The 15,527-nt window shown below is 54.2% G+C and carries 18 protein-coding genes; 8 read left to right on the top strand and 10 right to left on the bottom strand.

Going from position 1 to position 15,527, the window contains the following annotated elements:
* Window positions 1–2: 2 nt before the first annotated feature.
* The 5 genes from MXM41_RS04805 to MXM41_RS04785 all read right to left on the bottom strand — a co-directional run bounded on the left by MXM41_RS04805 (window position 3) and on the right by MXM41_RS04785 (window position 5,036).
* Complete coding sequence (locus tag MXM41_RS04805; protein WP_325930240.1) at window positions 3–719, bottom strand: ABC transporter ATP-binding protein; 717 nt, start codon at window positions 717–719, stop codon at window positions 3–5.
* On the bottom strand, window positions 716–1,591 hold the full coding sequence (locus MXM41_RS04800) for an ATP-binding cassette domain-containing protein (protein ID WP_325930238.1): 876 nt from the start codon (window positions 1,589–1,591) through the stop codon (window positions 716–718). Before MXM41_RS04800 ends, MXM41_RS04805 begins: the two co-directional genes overlap by 4 nt.
* Complete coding sequence (gene livM, locus MXM41_RS04795) at window positions 1,588–2,889, bottom strand: high-affinity branched-chain amino acid ABC transporter permease LivM (protein WP_325930236.1); 1,302 nt, start codon at window positions 2,887–2,889, stop codon at window positions 1,588–1,590. Before livM ends, MXM41_RS04800 begins: the two co-directional genes overlap by 4 nt.
* A 10-nt stretch (window positions 2,890–2,899) precedes the next feature.
* The gene (locus tag MXM41_RS04790) at window positions 2,900–3,814 is read right to left on the bottom strand and encodes an ABC transporter permease subunit (protein WP_325930856.1); all 915 of its coding nucleotides are present in this window, start codon (window positions 3,812–3,814) and stop codon (window positions 2,900–2,902) included.
* 100 nt (window positions 3,815–3,914) lie between these two features.
* Window positions 3,915–5,036 (bottom strand): branched-chain amino acid ABC transporter substrate-binding protein, encoded by a 1,122-nt coding sequence (locus tag MXM41_RS04785; protein WP_325930233.1) that lies wholly within the window; start codon window positions 5,034–5,036, stop codon window positions 3,915–3,917.
* Window positions 5,037–5,454: 418 nt separating this feature from the next.
* On the opposite strand from MXM41_RS04785, the gene MXM41_RS04780 reads away from it, so the two are divergent.
* Complete coding sequence (locus tag MXM41_RS04780) at window positions 5,455–6,123, top strand: YecA family protein (protein ID WP_325930230.1); 669 nt, start codon at window positions 5,455–5,457, stop codon at window positions 6,121–6,123.
* Window positions 6,124–6,156: 33 nt separating this feature from the next.
* Here MXM41_RS04780 and tyrP read toward each other — a convergent pair whose 3' ends face one another.
* Window positions 6,157–7,308: a tyrosine transporter TyrP gene (gene tyrP / locus MXM41_RS04775; protein ID WP_325930227.1), complete on the bottom strand. Its 1,152-nt coding sequence runs from the start codon at window positions 7,306–7,308 to the stop codon at window positions 6,157–6,159.
* A 308-nt stretch (window positions 7,309–7,616) separates the two neighbouring features.
* Here tyrP and MXM41_RS04770 point away from each other — a divergent pair, with 308 nt between their 5' ends.
* Window positions 7,617–7,958 (top strand): hypothetical protein, encoded by a 342-nt coding sequence (locus MXM41_RS04770; RefSeq protein WP_325930225.1) that lies wholly within the window; start codon window positions 7,617–7,619, stop codon window positions 7,956–7,958.
* 67 nt (window positions 7,959–8,025) lie between these two features.
* Window positions 8,026–8,265 (top strand): YecH family metal-binding protein, encoded by a 240-nt coding sequence (locus tag MXM41_RS04765; protein ID WP_325930223.1) that lies wholly within the window; start codon window positions 8,026–8,028, stop codon window positions 8,263–8,265.
* 34 nt (window positions 8,266–8,299) lie between these two features.
* On the opposite strand, the gene ftnA is transcribed toward MXM41_RS04765, so the two are convergent.
* Both ftnA and yecR read right to left on the bottom strand, forming a co-directional pair.
* Window positions 8,300–8,797: a non-heme ferritin gene (gene ftnA / locus MXM41_RS04760; RefSeq protein WP_325930221.1), complete on the bottom strand. Its 498-nt coding sequence runs from the start codon at window positions 8,795–8,797 to the stop codon at window positions 8,300–8,302.
* A 206-nt stretch (window positions 8,798–9,003) separates the two neighbouring features.
* Complete coding sequence (gene yecR / locus MXM41_RS04755) at window positions 9,004–9,345, bottom strand: YecR family lipoprotein (RefSeq protein WP_325930219.1); 342 nt, start codon at window positions 9,343–9,345, stop codon at window positions 9,004–9,006.
* 293 nt (window positions 9,346–9,638) lie between these two features.
* Between yecR and MXM41_RS04750 the strand changes: the two genes are divergently transcribed.
* Window positions 9,639–10,277, top strand: coding sequence for an RpiB/LacA/LacB family sugar-phosphate isomerase (locus MXM41_RS04750; protein WP_325930217.1), 639 nt, complete (start codon window positions 9,639–9,641; stop codon window positions 10,275–10,277).
* 41 nt (window positions 10,278–10,318) lie between these two features.
* Here the strand turns inward: MXM41_RS04750 and MXM41_RS04745 are convergent, their stop codons facing one another.
* Complete coding sequence (locus MXM41_RS04745; RefSeq protein ID WP_325930215.1) at window positions 10,319–11,740, bottom strand: MFS transporter; 1,422 nt, start codon at window positions 11,738–11,740, stop codon at window positions 10,319–10,321.
* A 212-nt stretch (window positions 11,741–11,952) separates the two neighbouring features.
* Here MXM41_RS04745 and azuC point away from each other — a divergent pair, with 212 nt between their 5' ends.
* Together azuC and MXM41_RS04735 are read left to right on the top strand one after the other, a co-directional pair.
* Window positions 11,953–12,036: a stress response protein AzuC gene (azuC, locus tag MXM41_RS04740; protein ID WP_098946254.1), complete on the top strand. Its 84-nt coding sequence runs from the start codon at window positions 11,953–11,955 to the stop codon at window positions 12,034–12,036.
* Between the two features lie 96 nt (window positions 12,037–12,132).
* Window positions 12,133–12,384 carry a DUF2766 family protein gene (locus MXM41_RS04735; protein ID WP_039030868.1) on the top strand — a complete coding sequence of 84 codons (252 nt, stop codon included), beginning with the start codon at window positions 12,133–12,135 and terminating at the stop codon, window positions 12,382–12,384.
* Window positions 12,385–12,606: 222 nt separating this feature from the next.
* Here MXM41_RS04735 and MXM41_RS04730 read toward each other — a convergent pair whose 3' ends face one another.
* Window positions 12,607–13,110 (bottom strand): non-heme ferritin-like protein, encoded by a 504-nt coding sequence (locus tag MXM41_RS04730; RefSeq protein ID WP_325930213.1) that lies wholly within the window; start codon window positions 13,108–13,110, stop codon window positions 12,607–12,609.
* Between the two features lie 541 nt (window positions 13,111–13,651).
* Between MXM41_RS04730 and MXM41_RS04725 the strand changes: the two genes are divergently transcribed.
* Together MXM41_RS04725 and araF are read left to right on the top strand one after the other, a co-directional pair.
* Window positions 13,652–14,209 (top strand): DJ-1 family glyoxalase III, encoded by a 558-nt coding sequence (locus MXM41_RS04725; RefSeq protein WP_325930211.1) that lies wholly within the window; start codon window positions 13,652–13,654, stop codon window positions 14,207–14,209.
* Window positions 14,210–14,524: 315 nt separating this feature from the next.
* Complete coding sequence (araF, locus tag MXM41_RS04720; RefSeq protein ID WP_325930209.1) at window positions 14,525–15,514, top strand: arabinose ABC transporter substrate-binding protein AraF; 990 nt, start codon at window positions 14,525–14,527, stop codon at window positions 15,512–15,514.
* The last annotated feature ends 13 nt before the right edge of the window (window positions 15,515–15,527 follow it).

Genomic DNA, 15,527 nt, shown 5'->3' with positions numbered 1-15,527 from the left:
AATTACACGCCCCCCAGATAGGCTTTTCTGACGTCCTGATTGCCCAGCAGCTCCTCGCCGCTGCCGCTCAGGCGGATCTGCCCGTTGACCATCACATACCCCCGGTCGGAGAGCTTCAGCGCGTGGTGTGCGTTCTGCTCCACCAGAAAAATTGTCATCCCGTTGCGCGCCAGCTCCCGCAGGGTCTGGAAGATCTGCTTCACCACAATGGGCGCCAGACCCAGGCTCGGCTCATCCAGCAGAAGCAGTTTAGGGCGGCTCATCAGTGCGCGGGCAATGGCCAGCATCTGCTGCTCGCCGCCGGACATGGTCATTGCCCGCTGTTTTCGCCGCTCTTTCAGGCGCGGAAACAGGTCAAACATGCTTTGCAGATCCTCTGTCGCATACTGATTGCCGATGGGTATGGTGCCCATCAGCAGGTTCTCTTCGACGGTCATGTCCGGAAAGATGCGTCGTCCTTCCGGAGCCTGGGCAATGCCGCCGGAAGCCACATAGTGGGTCGATTTATGGCTGATGTCGTCGCCGCAGAACAGGATTTGCCCGTTACGCACCCGCGGCTGGCCGAAAATCGACATCAACAGCGTGGATTTGCCTGCCCCGTTGGCGCCGATCAGCGCCACGGTCTCACCGGGATGCACCTGCAAAGAGACCTGCTTTAGCGCCTGGATCACCCCGTAGTAAACGTCCACCTGCCGAAACTCCAGCATGGCCTCACTCATACCCTGACCTCACTCTCATCGGTGCCCAGATAGGCGGCAATGACCTTTTCATCGTGCTGGATCTGCTCAGGTTTCCCCTGGGCAATCACATCCCCGTGGTCGAGCACGATGATGTGATCCGAAATCTCCATCACCATCCCCATATCATGTTCAATCAGCAGCACCGTAATGTCGTGGCGATCGCGAAGATAACGAATGATGGTGCTCAGCGCGTGGGTCTCCACCGGATTCAGCCCGGCGGCGGGTTCATCAAGACAGAGCATCTCGGGCCCGGTACACATGGCGCGGGCAATTTCGAGCCGCCGCTGCTGGCCGTAGGACATCTCGCCCGCCAGTCGGTTGGCGCAGTCCACCAGATCCACCACCTCCAGCCAGTAGAAGGCGCGATCCAGGGCATCGCTCTCCGCCCGTCGCCAGGCCGGCGTGTTCAGCACGCCGGCCAGCAGGTTGCGGTTTACCTGCATATGCTGGGCCACCAGCAGGTTCTCCACCACCGACATCTCCCGGAACAGGCGGATGTTCTGGAAGGTGCGCGCCAGCCCGGCCCGGTTTACCAGATGGGTGCCGCCAAACATCTTATAGAACAGCCGCTGGCCGAACTGCGCCGGGTTGATCCAGTCCCCGGGCTGGAATTTCTGCCCGAGGACCTGAATAACGTTGGTGGTTTTGCTGCGCGTAGTGAACAGAATATTGCCGCCGGAGGCGCGGTAGAAACCGGTCAGGCAGTTGAATACCGTGGTTTTGCCCGCGCCGTTCGGCCCGATCAGGGCGGTAATCGAACCGCGCTGCACCTCAAGATTCACGTCGTTTAAGGCCTTAATACCGCCAAAGTGCATCATCAGATGCTCAACGTTCAAGATGGTTCCGTTCATGGCGCCACGCCCTTACGCACCGCAAAACCGGTGCGGTTGATGCGGATCAGCCCGCGGGGCCGCCAGATCATCATCACCACCATCAGAACGCCAAACAGCAGCACGCGGTATTCGGCGAAGGTGCGCAACAGCTCAGGCGTCACGGTCAGCACAAAGGCCGCCAGCACCACCCCGACGGTGGAGCCCATCCCCCCTAACACCACGATGGCGAGGATCAGGGCAGATTCAAAGAAGGTGAAGGAGGTGGGGTTAACAAACCCCTGATAAGTGGCGAAGAACACCCCGGCAATACCTGCGGTAGAGGCCCCGAGGGTAAAGGCCGACAGCTTCACCAGCACATGGTTGAGCCCCAGAGATCGACAGGCAATTTCATCTTCGCGCAGCGCTTCCCAGGCACGGCCAATCGGCATCCGGGTCAGGCGGTGCTTGATGTAAAGCACCAGCAGCACCACCAGCAGCAGCACGGCATAGATGAAGATGAACTTCAGATTCGGGTTAAACGTCAGGTTAAAGAATTCGTGGAAGGGTACGCCGCCGTCTTTGGCCCGCCGACCAAACTCCAGACCGAACAGGGTCGGAGGTGGGGCGGAGATGCCGTTCGGGCCGCCGGTAAAGGTCAGCCAGTTGTTCAGCACCAGGCGGATAATCTCCCCAAAGCCGAGGGTCACAATCGCCAGATAATCGCCGTGCATACGCAGGACAGGAAAGCCCAGTAGTGCCCCGGCGGCAGCGGCCATCAGCGCAGCCAGCGGCAGCATGGTCCAGAAACCGAGCCCCAGATACTGATAGCCCAGCGCCAGCCCGTAGGCCCCGATAGCATAAAAGGCGACATAGCCCAGATCCAGCAGCCCCGCGAGCCCGACCACGATGTTCAGCCCGAGGCCGAGCAGGACGTAGATCAGGCCAAGGATCGCCACCGTCAGGACGTACTTGGTGGCGACAAACGGAAAGCAGACCGCCAGGGTGATAATCAGCGGCAGGATCCAGCGCATCCGGCTTTTGTACTCCGGCGGGCGCACGTAGACCCCGGTGTTATCGTTGTCGAAGCGTGCGGAGAGACGCTTGCCCGGCGCAGTCATCAAAAAGGCGCTGAGTAAAAAACGCCCCGTCATCACCGTGGCGATGATCCACGCCAGCCGTCGGGCCTCGAAGTTAAAGCTGTAGCCATCCAGCACCACGCCCGCGACCGGACCGAAAATGATCAGCGCCACCATGCCCGCAAAAATAGCGTCGAGAATGCAGCGTTTGAGTGAAAACCCGTCCTGCGCGACAGGCTGCGAAACGATCTGTGACGTCATCTCGGCTCCCTCATACTTTGGCCACGACAGGGCGGCCAAGCAGTCCCTGAGGACGGAAAATAAGGATCACCACCAGCAATCCAAAGGAGAACACATCTTTATAATCGGAGTTCACCATGCCCGAGAACTGCGCCTCGGCAATACCGAGAATCAGCCCGCCTAACATGGCGCCGGGCAGGGAGCCGATCCCGCCGAGCACCGCGGCGGTGAAGGCCTTGATGCCGATAATAAACCCGGCATAGAAATCAAAGGTACCGTAGTTCATGGTGATCAGTACCCCCGCCAGCCCGGCCATTGCTGCGCCGATCACAAACACCAGAGAGATAATCCGGTCGGTATTGATGCCCAGAATCGACGCCATCTTGCGATCCTGCTGCACCGCGCGACACATCCGGCCTAAACGGGTATGACTGATTATCCAGGTGAGCACCAGCATCCCGGTGAACGAGGCGATCAAAATGAAGACTTTGGTATAGGTAATCTGTACAAACCCCTCGCCGATATGAAAACGGAACACGCCGTCAAGCATGGTCGGCACCCCTTGCTGACGCGGACCCTGGCTTAACTGGGCGTAGTTTTGCAGGATCAAGGACATGCCGATGGCGGAGATCAGCGGGGCTAAACGGGTGGAGTTACGCAGCGGCTTGTAGGCGATCCGCTCGATGGTCCAGCCATAGACGGCCGTTACTACAATGGTGAACACCAGCGTGCCGAGGATCAGCAGTGGAAAGGAGTGCAGGCCGAAGAAAGAGAGGAGCGCCAGGCCGATAGCGCAGAGATAAGCCGAAATCATATACACTTCGCCGTGGGCGAAGTTAATCATGCCGATAATTCCGTACACCATGGTGTAGCCGATGGCGATCAATCCGTAGACGGACCCCAGCGTTAAGCCATTGATTAATTGCTGCAGAAAGAAAGTTTCCATCATCGCGCGCTCGTGTTTCGGGCCGCATATTGAGAAGCGGCCCACTGGTTATAGTGCGTCGGTATGTCGCCATACCGACGTTGAGCGTGATTCCGTCCGGTTACTGAACTTCCTTATATTTGCCCTTGTCGTCCCACTCATACACCACGTAGTCGGAGACTTTCAGGTCGCCTTTGCTGTCCCAGGATTTTTTACCCATCACGGTATCCACCGAATTGGCTTTAAGCCATTCGCTGGCTTTGGCCGGATCGGCGCCGCCAGCGGCTTTGAATGCCGCAGCAATAGCCTGCACAGAGGCGTAGGCGTAAAGGGTATAACCCTCCGGCTCAAACTTGCTGGCGCGAAACTTCTCGATCACCGCTTTGCCTTCCGGGATCATGCGCGGATCTTTGCCGAAGGTCATATAGATGCCGTTGGTGTACTGCGGCCCCCCGGCGGCGGTGACCATCTCTTCGTTGACGATGCAGTCTCCGGAGAAGAACTTAGCCTGCACACCTTGCTCACGCATCTGACGCACCAGCGGGCCCGCTTCCGGGTGGCAACCGCCGAAGAAGACCACGTCCGGCTTTTGGGCGCCAATTTTGGTCACCAGCGCATTAAAGTCTTTCTCACCGCGCGACAGACCTTCGTACATCACGTCCTGAACGCCCCGTTTCGCCAGCGCCGCTTTGGTCGCATCCGCCAGGCCCTGCCCGTAGGTGTCTTTGTCGTGAATAATCGCCACCCGTTTGGCTTTTAGCTTATCGATAATGAAATCGCTGGCCACCTGGCCCTGCTGGTCGTCACGCCCGCACATGCGGAACATGTCGCTCATGCCACGTTCGGTGATCTGCGGGTTGGTGGAGCCTGGCGTGATCGCCAGTACCCCTGCGTCGTTATACACCTCGGAAGCTGGCATGGTGGAGGAGGAGCAGAAGTGGCCAACCACGGCTTTAACTTTATCCTGGTCCACCAGACGGTTAGCGACCGAAACGGCCTGCTTCGGTTCACAGGCGTCATCCCCCTGCACCAGTTTGATCTTTTCACCGTTAATGCCGCCCGCGGCGTTAATGTCTTCCGCAGCCTGCGTCGCGCCGTGCCAGTACTGATCCCCGTATGTTGCATTCGGCCCGGTAAAGGGACCCGCCACACCAATCACGATATCAGCCTGGGCGGAAAACGCCGTGACCAGGCAGCCTGCCAGTACAAGAGAAAGAGGACTTCTGATGAATTTCAGCGACATTATTATCTACCTTTTCTGAGTGGTTTTTGCACGACCCTGTGTAGCCGAACGCCTGAAGGCGTACCCAATCCAAAACGCATTGCACTAACCGGACGACAAACTGCAGAAACAGGCGAGGGTGTCTGACGCATCTCCTCGACAGAACAACGTTAAGCAAAATGGTTGCCAGAACAGGCAGCGTACTGCCATGTTTCAACAATTTTCAGTATAGAGCGCCGTTTTAAGCCACCCGGGGCCACGCAATGAAATTACAGCGGGGATCACATCTCATTAACAACAAAGCACATAAGTTGTGCAGCGGTCACGATTCGGGCGTTTTTGCACCAGTAAAGACCGCGGTAGCGGCAGGGGAAGGGCAACGTTGCGCGCCATTTCTGTGTTAATCTGCACGCCATTCTATTCTGCAGGAGATGTACCCATGACCGAAGGCCCGTTAAACGAAACCGAGATGGAGTGGCTGGAAGAGACCTTAATGACCTATGGTCATGACGACGAGTCCATTGTCGACGTCTCAGAACTCGACGGTCTGCTAACCGCGGTGCTTTCTGGCCCGGTAGTGGTGGAACCGGACCGCTGGCTGGTGGCGGTATGGGGCGGTGAGAAAAACATTCCGCGCTGGAAGAACGATCGCGAGATGAACCGCTTCATCGATCTCTGCTTCAAGCATATGAACGACATTGCCGAACGCCTGAGCGACTATCCGGATCAGTTTGAGCCAATGTTTGGCATGAACGATGTAGACGGTCAAACCTGGACCGTGGTGGAAGAGTGGTGCTTCGGCTATATGCGGGGCGTGGCGCTGACCGACTGGTCATCGTTGCCGGAATCACTGCGTGCCGATCTGGACCTTATCGCGTTGCACGGTTCGGAAGAGAACTTTGAGCGTCTGGAGACCTTCAGCGAAGAGGCGTTCCAGCAGAGCATTGAGGGCATCCGCCCGGCAGCGCTGCGCCTGTATAACTACTGGATTGCCAACCCGCAGGAACCGGTCACCCGGCAGCCGGTGATCAACGGCACCAAAGTGGGGCGCAACGATCCCTGCCCGTGCGGCAGCGGCAAAAAATTCAAAAACTGCTGTCTGCATTAATAAAAAAGGGGCTCAGATAATGAGCCCCTTTTTTTATCCCACTTCCGGCAGCAGTCCCGCGACGATACCGAACTGTACCAGTATTACCGCAATCCCACAGGCAAAGACCAGACAGAGCGCGGGCTTGCCGCCGGGCACCCGGTAGTCCCCTTCAGGATGCTGTTTACGACTTTGCCAGACCAGCAGCGAAGGCAGCAGCAGCGCCAGCACCGCTAATGCCACACCCGCATAGCCCAGCGCCATCACAAAACCGCGCGGGTAGAACAGAGCGAAGGCCAGCGGCGGCAGGAAGGTGAGCGCCCCGGTCTGGATACGTCCGCTCACCGTGCGGCTACGCTGGAACAGGTCGGCGAGGTAATCGAACAGACCCAGCGCCACGCCGAGGAACGAGGTTGCCAGGGCGAGATCCGCAAACAGGTGCACCGCCAGCTCAACGTGCGGCGAGGCCACCACTTCGCGCACGGCCTGCAACAGCCCGTTCAACCCGCTATGGCTGGCCAGCATCCCCATAAAACTCGACGAATTAATGCTGCCAAGCGTCACCAGCTGCCAGAAGATGTACGCCACCAGCGGAATGGCGCTGCCGGTAATAAAGATCCAGCGCAGCTTACGCACGTTGCCATTCATATAGCTGACAATGCTCGGCACGCTGCCATGAAAACCAAACGAGGTAAAAATTACCGGGATAGCCGACAGCGCCAGGCCTTTCTCCAGCGGGAGCGTCAGTAAGTTGACCTGATGAACATGCGGCGCCAGCAGTGCCAGCATCACCACCAGGAAGACAATTTTTGCCGAGAACAGAAAACGGTTAAACAGATCGACCAGCGACGTACCTACGCAGACCACACCACCGCCAATCAGGGTAAAGAGGAGTACGCCGGTCCCGGGAGAGATATTGACGTTGAAAACGTCATTGACGCTGGAGGCGATCAGCTCTCCGGCCCCGCTGATGTAGGCGGCGGTCAGGGCATACATCAGGAACATCATGCTAAAGCCGGTGATCCACTGACCGAACCGGCCCAGATAGCGCCCGGCCAGCGATCCCAGCCCGGTATCGGCGGGAACGTGTTGATACACTTCAAGCAGCAGCAGGGCGGTGTAACACATTAGCGCCCACAGTACGACCAGTAACCCCAGCGTGACGCCAAACCCGACACCCGCCGCCGCCAATGGCATTGCCAGCATCCCGGCTCCAATCGTGGTTCCGGCGACGATAAAAATACTACCCAGCGTTCTGTTCTTCACGTTTTCCTCTAAAACCTGACGTCTCAACGACTAAATCTGCGGCGCAGAGTAAGGGAAAAGCGTGGGTTCGTCAAACCGACGTTACAATGACTGTAAGGTAAACTTTACGAAATTTAACTTAAGGATGATTCTGGTCATATGCCCGTGAAAGTGGGGAGATTTGCCTACTTCATAAGGACAATATTTTCGTTCCATAATCAGGCGTAACGTAAACGTTTCTTATAAATATTCAAATAAAGTGAGACGCGATGACGGTCAGTAATCCCTTTTGCGCGAAATGGAGTCGCTCAGGAAATTTATTGTGTCACGGGCACTGGATTATCAGCTGGCAGGGCCAGTCGTTGACGCTACCGGAGGCGCGGCGGGAAAAGGACATGGGCACCTGGGCCATCTATTCCATTATCGATCCTGACGATGAGACCTTTGCTCAGGGCTTGCCGGAAGATGAGTGGATAATTGAAAACGTTGAATGGCTGACCGATCTCTTTTTCGATAACGGTATCCCGCTGGAGACGGCCAGCTATCGCCAGTTTTATCAGGCGGTCAATAAACAGGACTGGCGCTGCACCAGCTGTGCGGGCTGCATGTAAACCTGCGTCAGCGCAAGGCGGGCAGGGAAGGAAAGCGTTAGGCTGCACCTTTTCTTCGGGAGGATTTATGGCATCAATTCATGGGCACGAGGTGCTGACGATGATGATCGCGTCCGGCGAGCAGTACAGCGAGGCGAGTCTGATTGCCGCGATTACGGCGCGTTTTGGTGTTGAGGCGCGTTTTCATACCTGTTCCGCATCGGAATTGACCGCAGCAGAGCTGGTGGCATTTCTGGCGGCGCGCGGAAAATTTATTCCGCAGGAGACGGGCTTTTCAACACACGAAAGTAAAATTTGCCGGCACTAAATATAACGCGGCGCCATCGGGCGCCGCGTGAATATTAATTTTGCGCGTCGAGCGTCGACAGCTCTTTATCAATAAAGTACAGCCCTTCGCCTGATTTTCCGGCCAGCGATAATTTATCGAGAACCGATTTAAACAGCTTCTCTTCTTCGTGCTGCTCTGCCACATACCACTGCAGGAAATTAAAGGTTGGATAATCCTGGCTGGTCATTGCCGCATGTACCAGCTCGTTAATTTTTTGCGTGATCAGCTGCTCGTGCTCGTAGGTGGCGCGGAACAGTTCATCTAATGAGGCATATTCCGCAAACGGCGAAGCCACCGGGTTGATGCGCGGCAGGCTGCCGGTATCGGTAAGATAATCAAAGAGACGCTGCATATGGGTCATCTCTTCCTGCGCATGACGACGCATAAAGGCCGCTGCACCTTCAAAACTGTGATAGCTACACCAGGCGCTCATCTGTTGATAGAGCAGGGAGGAGTAAAGCTCCAGATTCATTTGCTCATTGAGTTTATCGATCATGTCAGTTTTAAGCATGGTGTAGCTCCGTATTATTATTAACAGGTCAACGCGGGCATCACTATAATTTGTTATTTATTTATTTGCAAAAGGTAAAATTAATATTTAAATGATAATAATACGAATGGGAATAAAACGCATTGCGCGTCATTAAATATTATTAATGAGAATTATTCTGTTTCGTGTTCAGAATATTATTGCCAGCCGTCACGCTGGCAATAGAATTAATAATAAGCGGACGTGGTGGTGGCGGGGGTGGGAGCATAGCCGTGGCACTGATACTGTATCGTTACGGTTTTGTTCAGACACAGCGAGCCGCTAATCACGCTACAGGTTTCGATCGGCTGACCGTAGGCCTGGGCAGTGCTGTATCCCATGGCCTGACATTCCCGGGTTGCCGTGCCGTGGGTGACATAAGCATCATCCCAGGAGGTCTGGAACAGCGGCTGACCATAATCGAGCCTCACGACCCCCGATGTGACATCGACGCTGCTGACTTCCGCTTCACGGGTGATGCCGCAGCCTGCCAGTAACAGCATCAGCCCGACCGTGCATAATCTCTTCATAGAACACTCTGGATGCGTTGAAATACTCTATACTAGCGCCAGACGTGCATCGCAATGCCAGGAATAACCGCCTGTTCTGATACTTCTCTTTGCCACGAACATCTGGCTTCTTCAATCATATGCCATTCGTTTATGAACCGGTGCCCAAACCTTCTGATGACAAAATTGTGAGCGCATCTTTGTTTTTTGAAACTATTTTTCACTTAATTTGAAAGTGCGTTTGCTTAGTAGTAAGGTTGGTCAGGTAAGCTATTCACAGCGGGATGCCCCGCATCGCATTCAGGAGACGAAGAATGAAAATTGCACTGATGATGGAAAACAGCCAGGCGCCAAAAAACGCCATCATCCTCAAGGAATTGAACGCCGTTGCTGAAGAGAAAGGTTTCCCGGTTTATAACGTTGGGATGAGCGACGAAAACGATCATCACCTGACCTATATTCACCTGGGGATCATGGCGAGCATTCTGCTGAATTCAAAAGCAGTTGATTTCGTGGTGACCGGTTGTGGTACCGGCCAGGGCGCGCTGATGTCCCTGAACATTCACCCTGGCGTGGTGTGTGGCTACTGCATCGATCCGGCTGATGCCTTCCTGTTTGCCCAGATCAACAACGGTAACGCGCTCTCTCTGCCGTTTGCCAAAGGCTTTGGCTGGGGTGCAGAACTGAACGTACGCTTTATCTTTGAAAAAGCCTTCACTGGCCGCAAAGGTGAAGGTTACCCGCCAGAGCGTAAAGAGCCTCAGGTTCGTAATGCGGGCATCCTGAACCAGGTGAAAGCGGCTGTGGTGAAAGAGAACTATCTCGACACCCTGCGCGCTATCGATCCAGAGCTGGTCAAAACAGCGGTTACCGGTCAGCGCTTCCAGCAGTGCTTCTTCGAGAACTGCCAGGATAAAGAGATCGAAGCCTTTGTCCGCGGTATTATCGGCTAATTTGCCAACACCAGTAAAAAGCCAGCTTGCGCTGGCTTTTTTTATGCCTGTTTTCTGGATACCGCACTGCCGGCATCTTTTACCAGCCGCAGCGTATCAACCATTCCCAGCAGACAAACCAGCGCAATCGCCACAAACGCCAGCCGGAAACCGATCCCCGGCAGTGCTTCCAGCCCCAGCCATTCACTGAACAGTTCGCCGATGCGGATCCCGATGGCGCCGAGCGTAATGCCCAGCCCAACCGCCAGTTGCGTCGCGGTGGAGAACAGCGTGTTCGCATAGCTCATCTGCGGCGAAGGCACATCCGCAAAGGCGAGGGTACTGATGGCGGTAAACTGAATGGAACGGAAAACGCCGCCAAGATAGAGAATCAATATAATGACCCATACCGGGGTATGCGGCGTCAGGAAGGCGCAGGCCAGCAGGGCCAGCACGTTCAGTACGCCGTTAATCAGCAGCAGCTTTTTAAAGCCCAGCCAGCGTAGCAGGGGCGTGGTTGCAGGTTTAATGGTCAGGTTACCGACAAACACCGCCAGCACCAGCAAACCGGAGTGGAACGCATCCATTCCGAATCCCACCTGAAAAAGCAGCGGCAGCAAAAAGGGCACGGCGCTGATGGAAGCGCGAAACAATGACCCGCCAAACATCGTCACGCGAAACGTGGGTACCTGCAGGGCATCAAGGCGGATCATCGGCCACTCGGCGCGTCTGAAATGGCGCAGGGCATAAATCATTGTTACCACCCCAACAGCCAGCAGCGCGAGGGTGATACCCGTATCGATCTCCTGCGCCCCCATCATCTCCATGGCACAGACCAGGCTCACCATGGCTACCGACGTGGCGATAAAGCCTGGCATATCGAACGGGCGACGGGTTTCTTCATAGATATCCGGAATAATGCGCAGCGCCAGTACAATAGCAATCAGTCCCAGGGGCACATTGATAAAGAAGATCCAGCGCCAGTTGGCATAGCTGGTAATAAACCCGCCCAGCGGCGGGCCGATAATCGGCGCCACCAGCGCGGGCCAGGTGAGGGTGGCGATGGCCGTGATCAACAGATGCTTCGGCGTGGTGCGTAACACTGCAAGGCGGCCAACCGGAACCATTAACGCGCCGCCCATCCCCTGGAGTATGCGCATGGCGACAAACTGATCGACGCTGGTGGCGAGGCCGCATAGCACCGAGGCGAGCGTGAAGATCGCCAGAGCAAGGGTAAAGACTTTGCGCGCGCCAAAGCGATCGGCGATCCAGCCGCTGGCCGGAATAAGTACCGCCAGGGTGATGAGATAGGCACTGATGCCGATGTTGAGGTCCACCGCCTGCACGCCAAAGCTTTTCGCCATATCCGGCAGCGCCGTGGCGATCACCGTGCCATCAAGAAACTCCATAAAGAACGCGCCGGCCACAAGCAGCGCCGCGGGCGAGATGCCGCTGGTCGCTTTACCGGAGATATTTTCGGTCATTTTTTCTCTGCCACTTAAAATTTTTTTTATAAATTTACAGGAATTGGTCATGAATTAACGTACTGAATTATAAAAATTTTTTATCGGAACATTGTTTTGTTTTAAATAAACTGCCGTGATGAATATCACAAAATCATTGATTTTTGTGATGCAGGTCATATTATAGGCGCATCAACAATAACACCTGCATAACACTTAGCCGGAGCATACCGATGAAATTGCGCAAAATCCTGAAAAGCATGTTCGAATCCTACTGCAAGACCTTCAAGGACGTACCGCCAGGCGCGATGTTCTGATAAGAAAAACCTGCTCCGGCAGGTTTTTTTGTGCCTGCGCGCCGCATCAGGGCTGGCGTTTTGTTACTATGACGGCCTTTCAAACAGGAGAAGCCTATGTCTCAAAACCTGAGTGCCGATCAGGAACTGATCTCTGACGTTGTTGCATGCCAGCTGGTCATCAAACAGATCCTTGATGTGATTGAAATCATCGCTCCCGCAGAGGTGCGAGAGAAAATGTCCAGCCAGCTGAAAAACATCGATTTCGCCAGCAATCCTGCCTCGGCCGACCCTGTTACGCTGCGCGCCGTGCAGAAAGCCATTGCGCTCATCGAGCTAAAGTTCACGCCGCAGGGCGAGTCTCACTAAAATAAACCGACGTTTTGAATTTAGAAACGGTTTTGTGAGAATAATATGAACGGGCGGCAACAGGCCGCCCGGAATGAGGCTCACATAAAGGACTGAATCAGCAGAATGTGCGTCGCGCTGGCGTAACCGATCCCGATACCCCATAGAAGACAGCGAAAATGCGCAATGCTTTTTTATAACAGAAATACCCGGCACAGGCCGGGTAGGGTATAAAACGCAGGATTAATGATGCTGACAGTTTACGAGATTGAGCAGATGCGAATCAGTTTGTTCCAGACATATGCCGGCCCGGCGTGCCTGACGGACTTCTTCAAGGATAGTTTTCAGTAGAACGCCATCCTGTTGCTGTTCTTTTTCAATGTCATGCAGAAAATTGAGCGTGGAGCTATCTTTCATTTTCCGCGCTTCATCCGTTAACTGATTCAGCTGCTGGCAACGTTCCTCATACTCTTCCAGCGTGCGCTGGAAAATCGCTTCCAGCGAGCAATAGGCTTCATCAGACATATCAACGGGTTCCAGGACGGGCACGGCACCGGATTCTTTCATAAAATCGAAAACGCGCATCATCTGCGTGACGTTGCTCTGCGCCTGGGTGCGCAGGAAAGTCGCCGTACCGTTGAGCTTGTTTTCAGAACACCACTCGCTGAGGTGTAAACAGAGATTTGACGCGTGAAACTCAAGATTCATTTGTGAGTTGAGTTTGTTAATCATACCTGAGACAGCCATAACTATTCCCTTATCTTCGTTTATGTAACCTTGAAAAAATCACCATTAACGATAGTTCACAACAGAATAAATTTCTTCTGTTTCCTTTGTATGTGATCCAATATTCACTTTTGGCATCTGGTAAAATCATAATAACAGCGGAAGGCTTATAAGAAAATCCTTATAAATATATTCTTACTAAACCTTACTCTTCATATGTAAATTAAAAAAAAGCATGTTTATAGTAGACTGACTGGTAGGTAAAAAATAATTAATGCATTGAATTATAAGGTTTTTACTTTACCTCTCATGAACGGGGTACGAATACTGTCACGGATTTAGCGAGCAGAATGTTAAAACATTGCGCGTAGCAGAGTAATGAATATTTATTATCACGTCAGGGACAGGGATAATTCCAGGTATTAATAGATTTTTACAACTCATGAAAATTGCGCAGGATCATTTTACGCGAAATGACGCGTTCTGTGATCCAGCAAGAAGTTTAGCCCTCTGCACTTTGTGAAAATGAAACGTTGTTTTGTTTTATCTAACGGAGTTGACTATGACAAAAGTGGCGGTGCTACTGGCACCCGGATTTGAAGAGGCGGAGGCGATCATTACTGTCGATATCCTGCGTCGCCTGCATATCGAGGTAGAAACTCTGGCCTGCGCCGGGTCGCGCGCGGTGGTGAGCTACCATGATATCCCCATGGTGGCGGACAGCACGCTCGCCGAAAAAATTGATAATTACTACGACGCTGTCGTCCTGCCGGGTGGCCCGCAGGGTAGCGTAAATCTGGCCGCCAGCGCAGAGGTAATAAAGTTTGTCGCGGCCCATGACGAAGCGGGTAAATTCATTGCCCCAATTTGTTCGGCCGCGGCGCGCGTGTTGGGCGGAAATGGCCTGTTAAAAGGGCGTCGCTATGTCTGCTCGGGCGATCTCTGGCAGGCCGTTCAGGACGGCGTCTATGTCGATGCGCCGGTGGTGGAAGATGGCAACCTCATCAGCGGCAAGGGGTTAGGTCATGCCTTCGACTTTGCCCTGACGCTATCTGCACGTCTGCTGGGTGATGACGCGCCGGTGCGCGATCATGCCGAACATATCTACTGCCCCTGGTAACGGAATATCGGGCGCCAGCGCGCCCGGATCACAAGGATTTCTTAGCTAATCTTATGGATTAATCTACTGAACCCTTTTCTAATTGTCCGACAAATACCTGCATATTTATGTCATTTCTCGCTGAATCTATGTACGCAATTACTGTAATTCTGCGGTGTGATGGCGCTCTCTTATGGATGATTAATTTCCCGCTAAAACTATCTCAAGCAAATGCGCTTCACATAAGACTGGCGCTAATGCCTTGTTTTAAGTCCGATTAAGCAGATTTGAGTTGCTTTTCCCCTACAAATTAGAACGCTAAAGCTGGAGTTAACCATGCACAAATTTACTAAAGCGCTGGCGGCCATCGGTCTGGCTGCCGTTATGTCACAATCCGCTATGGCAGAGAATTTAAAACTCGGTTTTCTGGTAAAGCAACCTGAAGAGCCGTGGTTCCAGACGGAGTGGAAATTCGCCGATAAAGCCGGGAAAGATTTGGGCTTTGAGGTGATTAAAATTGCCGTTCCGGACGGTGAAAAAACGCTGAACGCCATCGACAGCCTGGCGGCCAGCGGCGCGAAAGGGTTTGTCATTTGTACTCCGGATCCCAAGCTGGGTTCTGCCATCATGGCGAAAGCGCGTGGCTACGACATGAAAGTCATCGCGGTGGACGATCAGTTCGTCAACGCCAAAGGCGCGCCGATGGATACCGTTCCGCTGGTGATGATGGCAGCGACCAAAATTGGCGAGCGTCAGGGCCAGGAGCTGTATAAAGAGATGCAAAAACGCGGCTGGGACGTGAAAGACACCGCGGTCATGGCGATCACCGCCGATGAGCTGGATACCGCGCGCCGTCGTACCACCGGTTCGATGGATGCCCTGAAAGCGGCCGGCTTCCCGGAAAAACAGATCTACAAAGTGCCGACCAAATCCAACGACATCCCGGGCGCCTTCGATGCGGCTAACTCCATGCTGGTACAGCATTCTGAAGTGAAACACTGGCTGGTAGTGGGGATGAACGACAACACCGTACTGGGCGGCGTGCGCGCCACCGAAGGCCAGGGCTTCAAAGCGGCTGACGTGATTGGTATCGGCATTAACGGCGTGGATGCGGTGAGCGAGCTCTCTAAAGCACAGGCGACCGGCTTCTACGGCTCTCTGCTGCCAAGCCCGGACGTGCACGGCTATAAGTCCAGCGAGATGCTCTATAACTGGGTGACCAAAGGTGCCGAGCCTGCGAAATTCACTGAAGTAACCGACGTGGTGCTGATCACCCGTGACAACTTCAAAGCAGAGCTGGAGAAAAAAGGACTGGGCGGTAAGTAATTTACTGTGATTG

The organism is Leclercia adecarboxylata, assembly GCF_035787115.1.
Lineage (GTDB): Bacteria > Pseudomonadota > Gammaproteobacteria > Enterobacterales > Enterobacteriaceae > Enterobacter > Enterobacter adecarboxylatus_E.
Note: the sequence above shows the minus strand (reverse complement) of the source record. Positions and strands in the feature narration are given on the sequence as shown.

What these genes read in the sequence shown, in the direction of transcription:
- MXM41_RS04730 (WP_325930213.1), bottom strand. Translation starts at nt 13,110, where the DNA reads ATGGCTGTCTCAGGTATGATTAACAAACTCAACTCACAAATGAATCTT.
- MXM41_RS04725 (WP_325930211.1), top strand. Translation starts at nt 13,652, where the DNA reads ATGACAAAAGTGGCGGTGCTACTGGCACCCGGATTTGAAGAGGCGGAG.
- azuC (WP_098946254.1), top strand. Translation starts at nt 11,953, where the DNA reads ATGAAATTGCGCAAAATCCTGAAAAGCATGTTCGAATCCTACTGCAAG.
- yecR (WP_325930219.1), bottom strand. Translation starts at nt 9,345, where the DNA reads ATGAAGAGATTATGCACGGTCGGGCTGATGCTGTTACTGGCAGGCTGC.
- MXM41_RS04790 (WP_325930856.1), bottom strand. Translation starts at nt 3,814, where the DNA reads ATGGAAACTTTCTTTCTGCAGCAATTAATCAATGGCTTAACGCTGGGG.
- araF (WP_325930209.1), top strand. Translation starts at nt 14,525, where the DNA reads ATGCACAAATTTACTAAAGCGCTGGCGGCCATCGGTCTGGCTGCCGTT.
- ftnA (WP_325930221.1), bottom strand. Translation starts at nt 8,797, where the DNA reads ATGCTTAAAACTGACATGATCGATAAACTCAATGAGCAAATGAATCTG.
- MXM41_RS04780 (WP_325930230.1), top strand. Translation starts at nt 5,455, where the DNA reads ATGACCGAAGGCCCGTTAAACGAAACCGAGATGGAGTGGCTGGAAGAG.
- MXM41_RS04805 (WP_325930240.1), bottom strand. Translation starts at nt 719, where the DNA reads ATGAGTGAGGCCATGCTGGAGTTTCGGCAGGTGGACGTTTACTACGGG.
- MXM41_RS04785 (WP_325930233.1), bottom strand. Translation starts at nt 5,036, where the DNA reads ATGTCGCTGAAATTCATCAGAAGTCCTCTTTCTCTTGTACTGGCAGGC.
- MXM41_RS04765 (WP_325930223.1), top strand. Translation starts at nt 8,026, where the DNA reads ATGGCATCAATTCATGGGCACGAGGTGCTGACGATGATGATCGCGTCC.
- tyrP (WP_325930227.1), bottom strand. Translation starts at nt 7,308, where the DNA reads ATGCTGGCAATGCCATTGGCGGCGGCGGGTGTCGGGTTTGGCGTCACG.
- livM (WP_325930236.1), bottom strand. Translation starts at nt 2,889, where the DNA reads ATGACGTCACAGATCGTTTCGCAGCCTGTCGCGCAGGACGGGTTTTCA.
- MXM41_RS04735 (WP_039030868.1), top strand. Translation starts at nt 12,133, where the DNA reads ATGTCTCAAAACCTGAGTGCCGATCAGGAACTGATCTCTGACGTTGTT.
- MXM41_RS04800 (WP_325930238.1), bottom strand. Translation starts at nt 1,591, where the DNA reads ATGAACGGAACCATCTTGAACGTTGAGCATCTGATGATGCACTTTGGC.
- MXM41_RS04770 (WP_325930225.1), top strand. Translation starts at nt 7,617, where the DNA reads ATGACGGTCAGTAATCCCTTTTGCGCGAAATGGAGTCGCTCAGGAAAT.
- MXM41_RS04750 (WP_325930217.1), top strand. Translation starts at nt 9,639, where the DNA reads ATGAAAATTGCACTGATGATGGAAAACAGCCAGGCGCCAAAAAACGCC.
- MXM41_RS04745 (WP_325930215.1), bottom strand. Translation starts at nt 11,740, where the DNA reads ATGACCGAAAATATCTCCGGTAAAGCGACCAGCGGCATCTCGCCCGCG.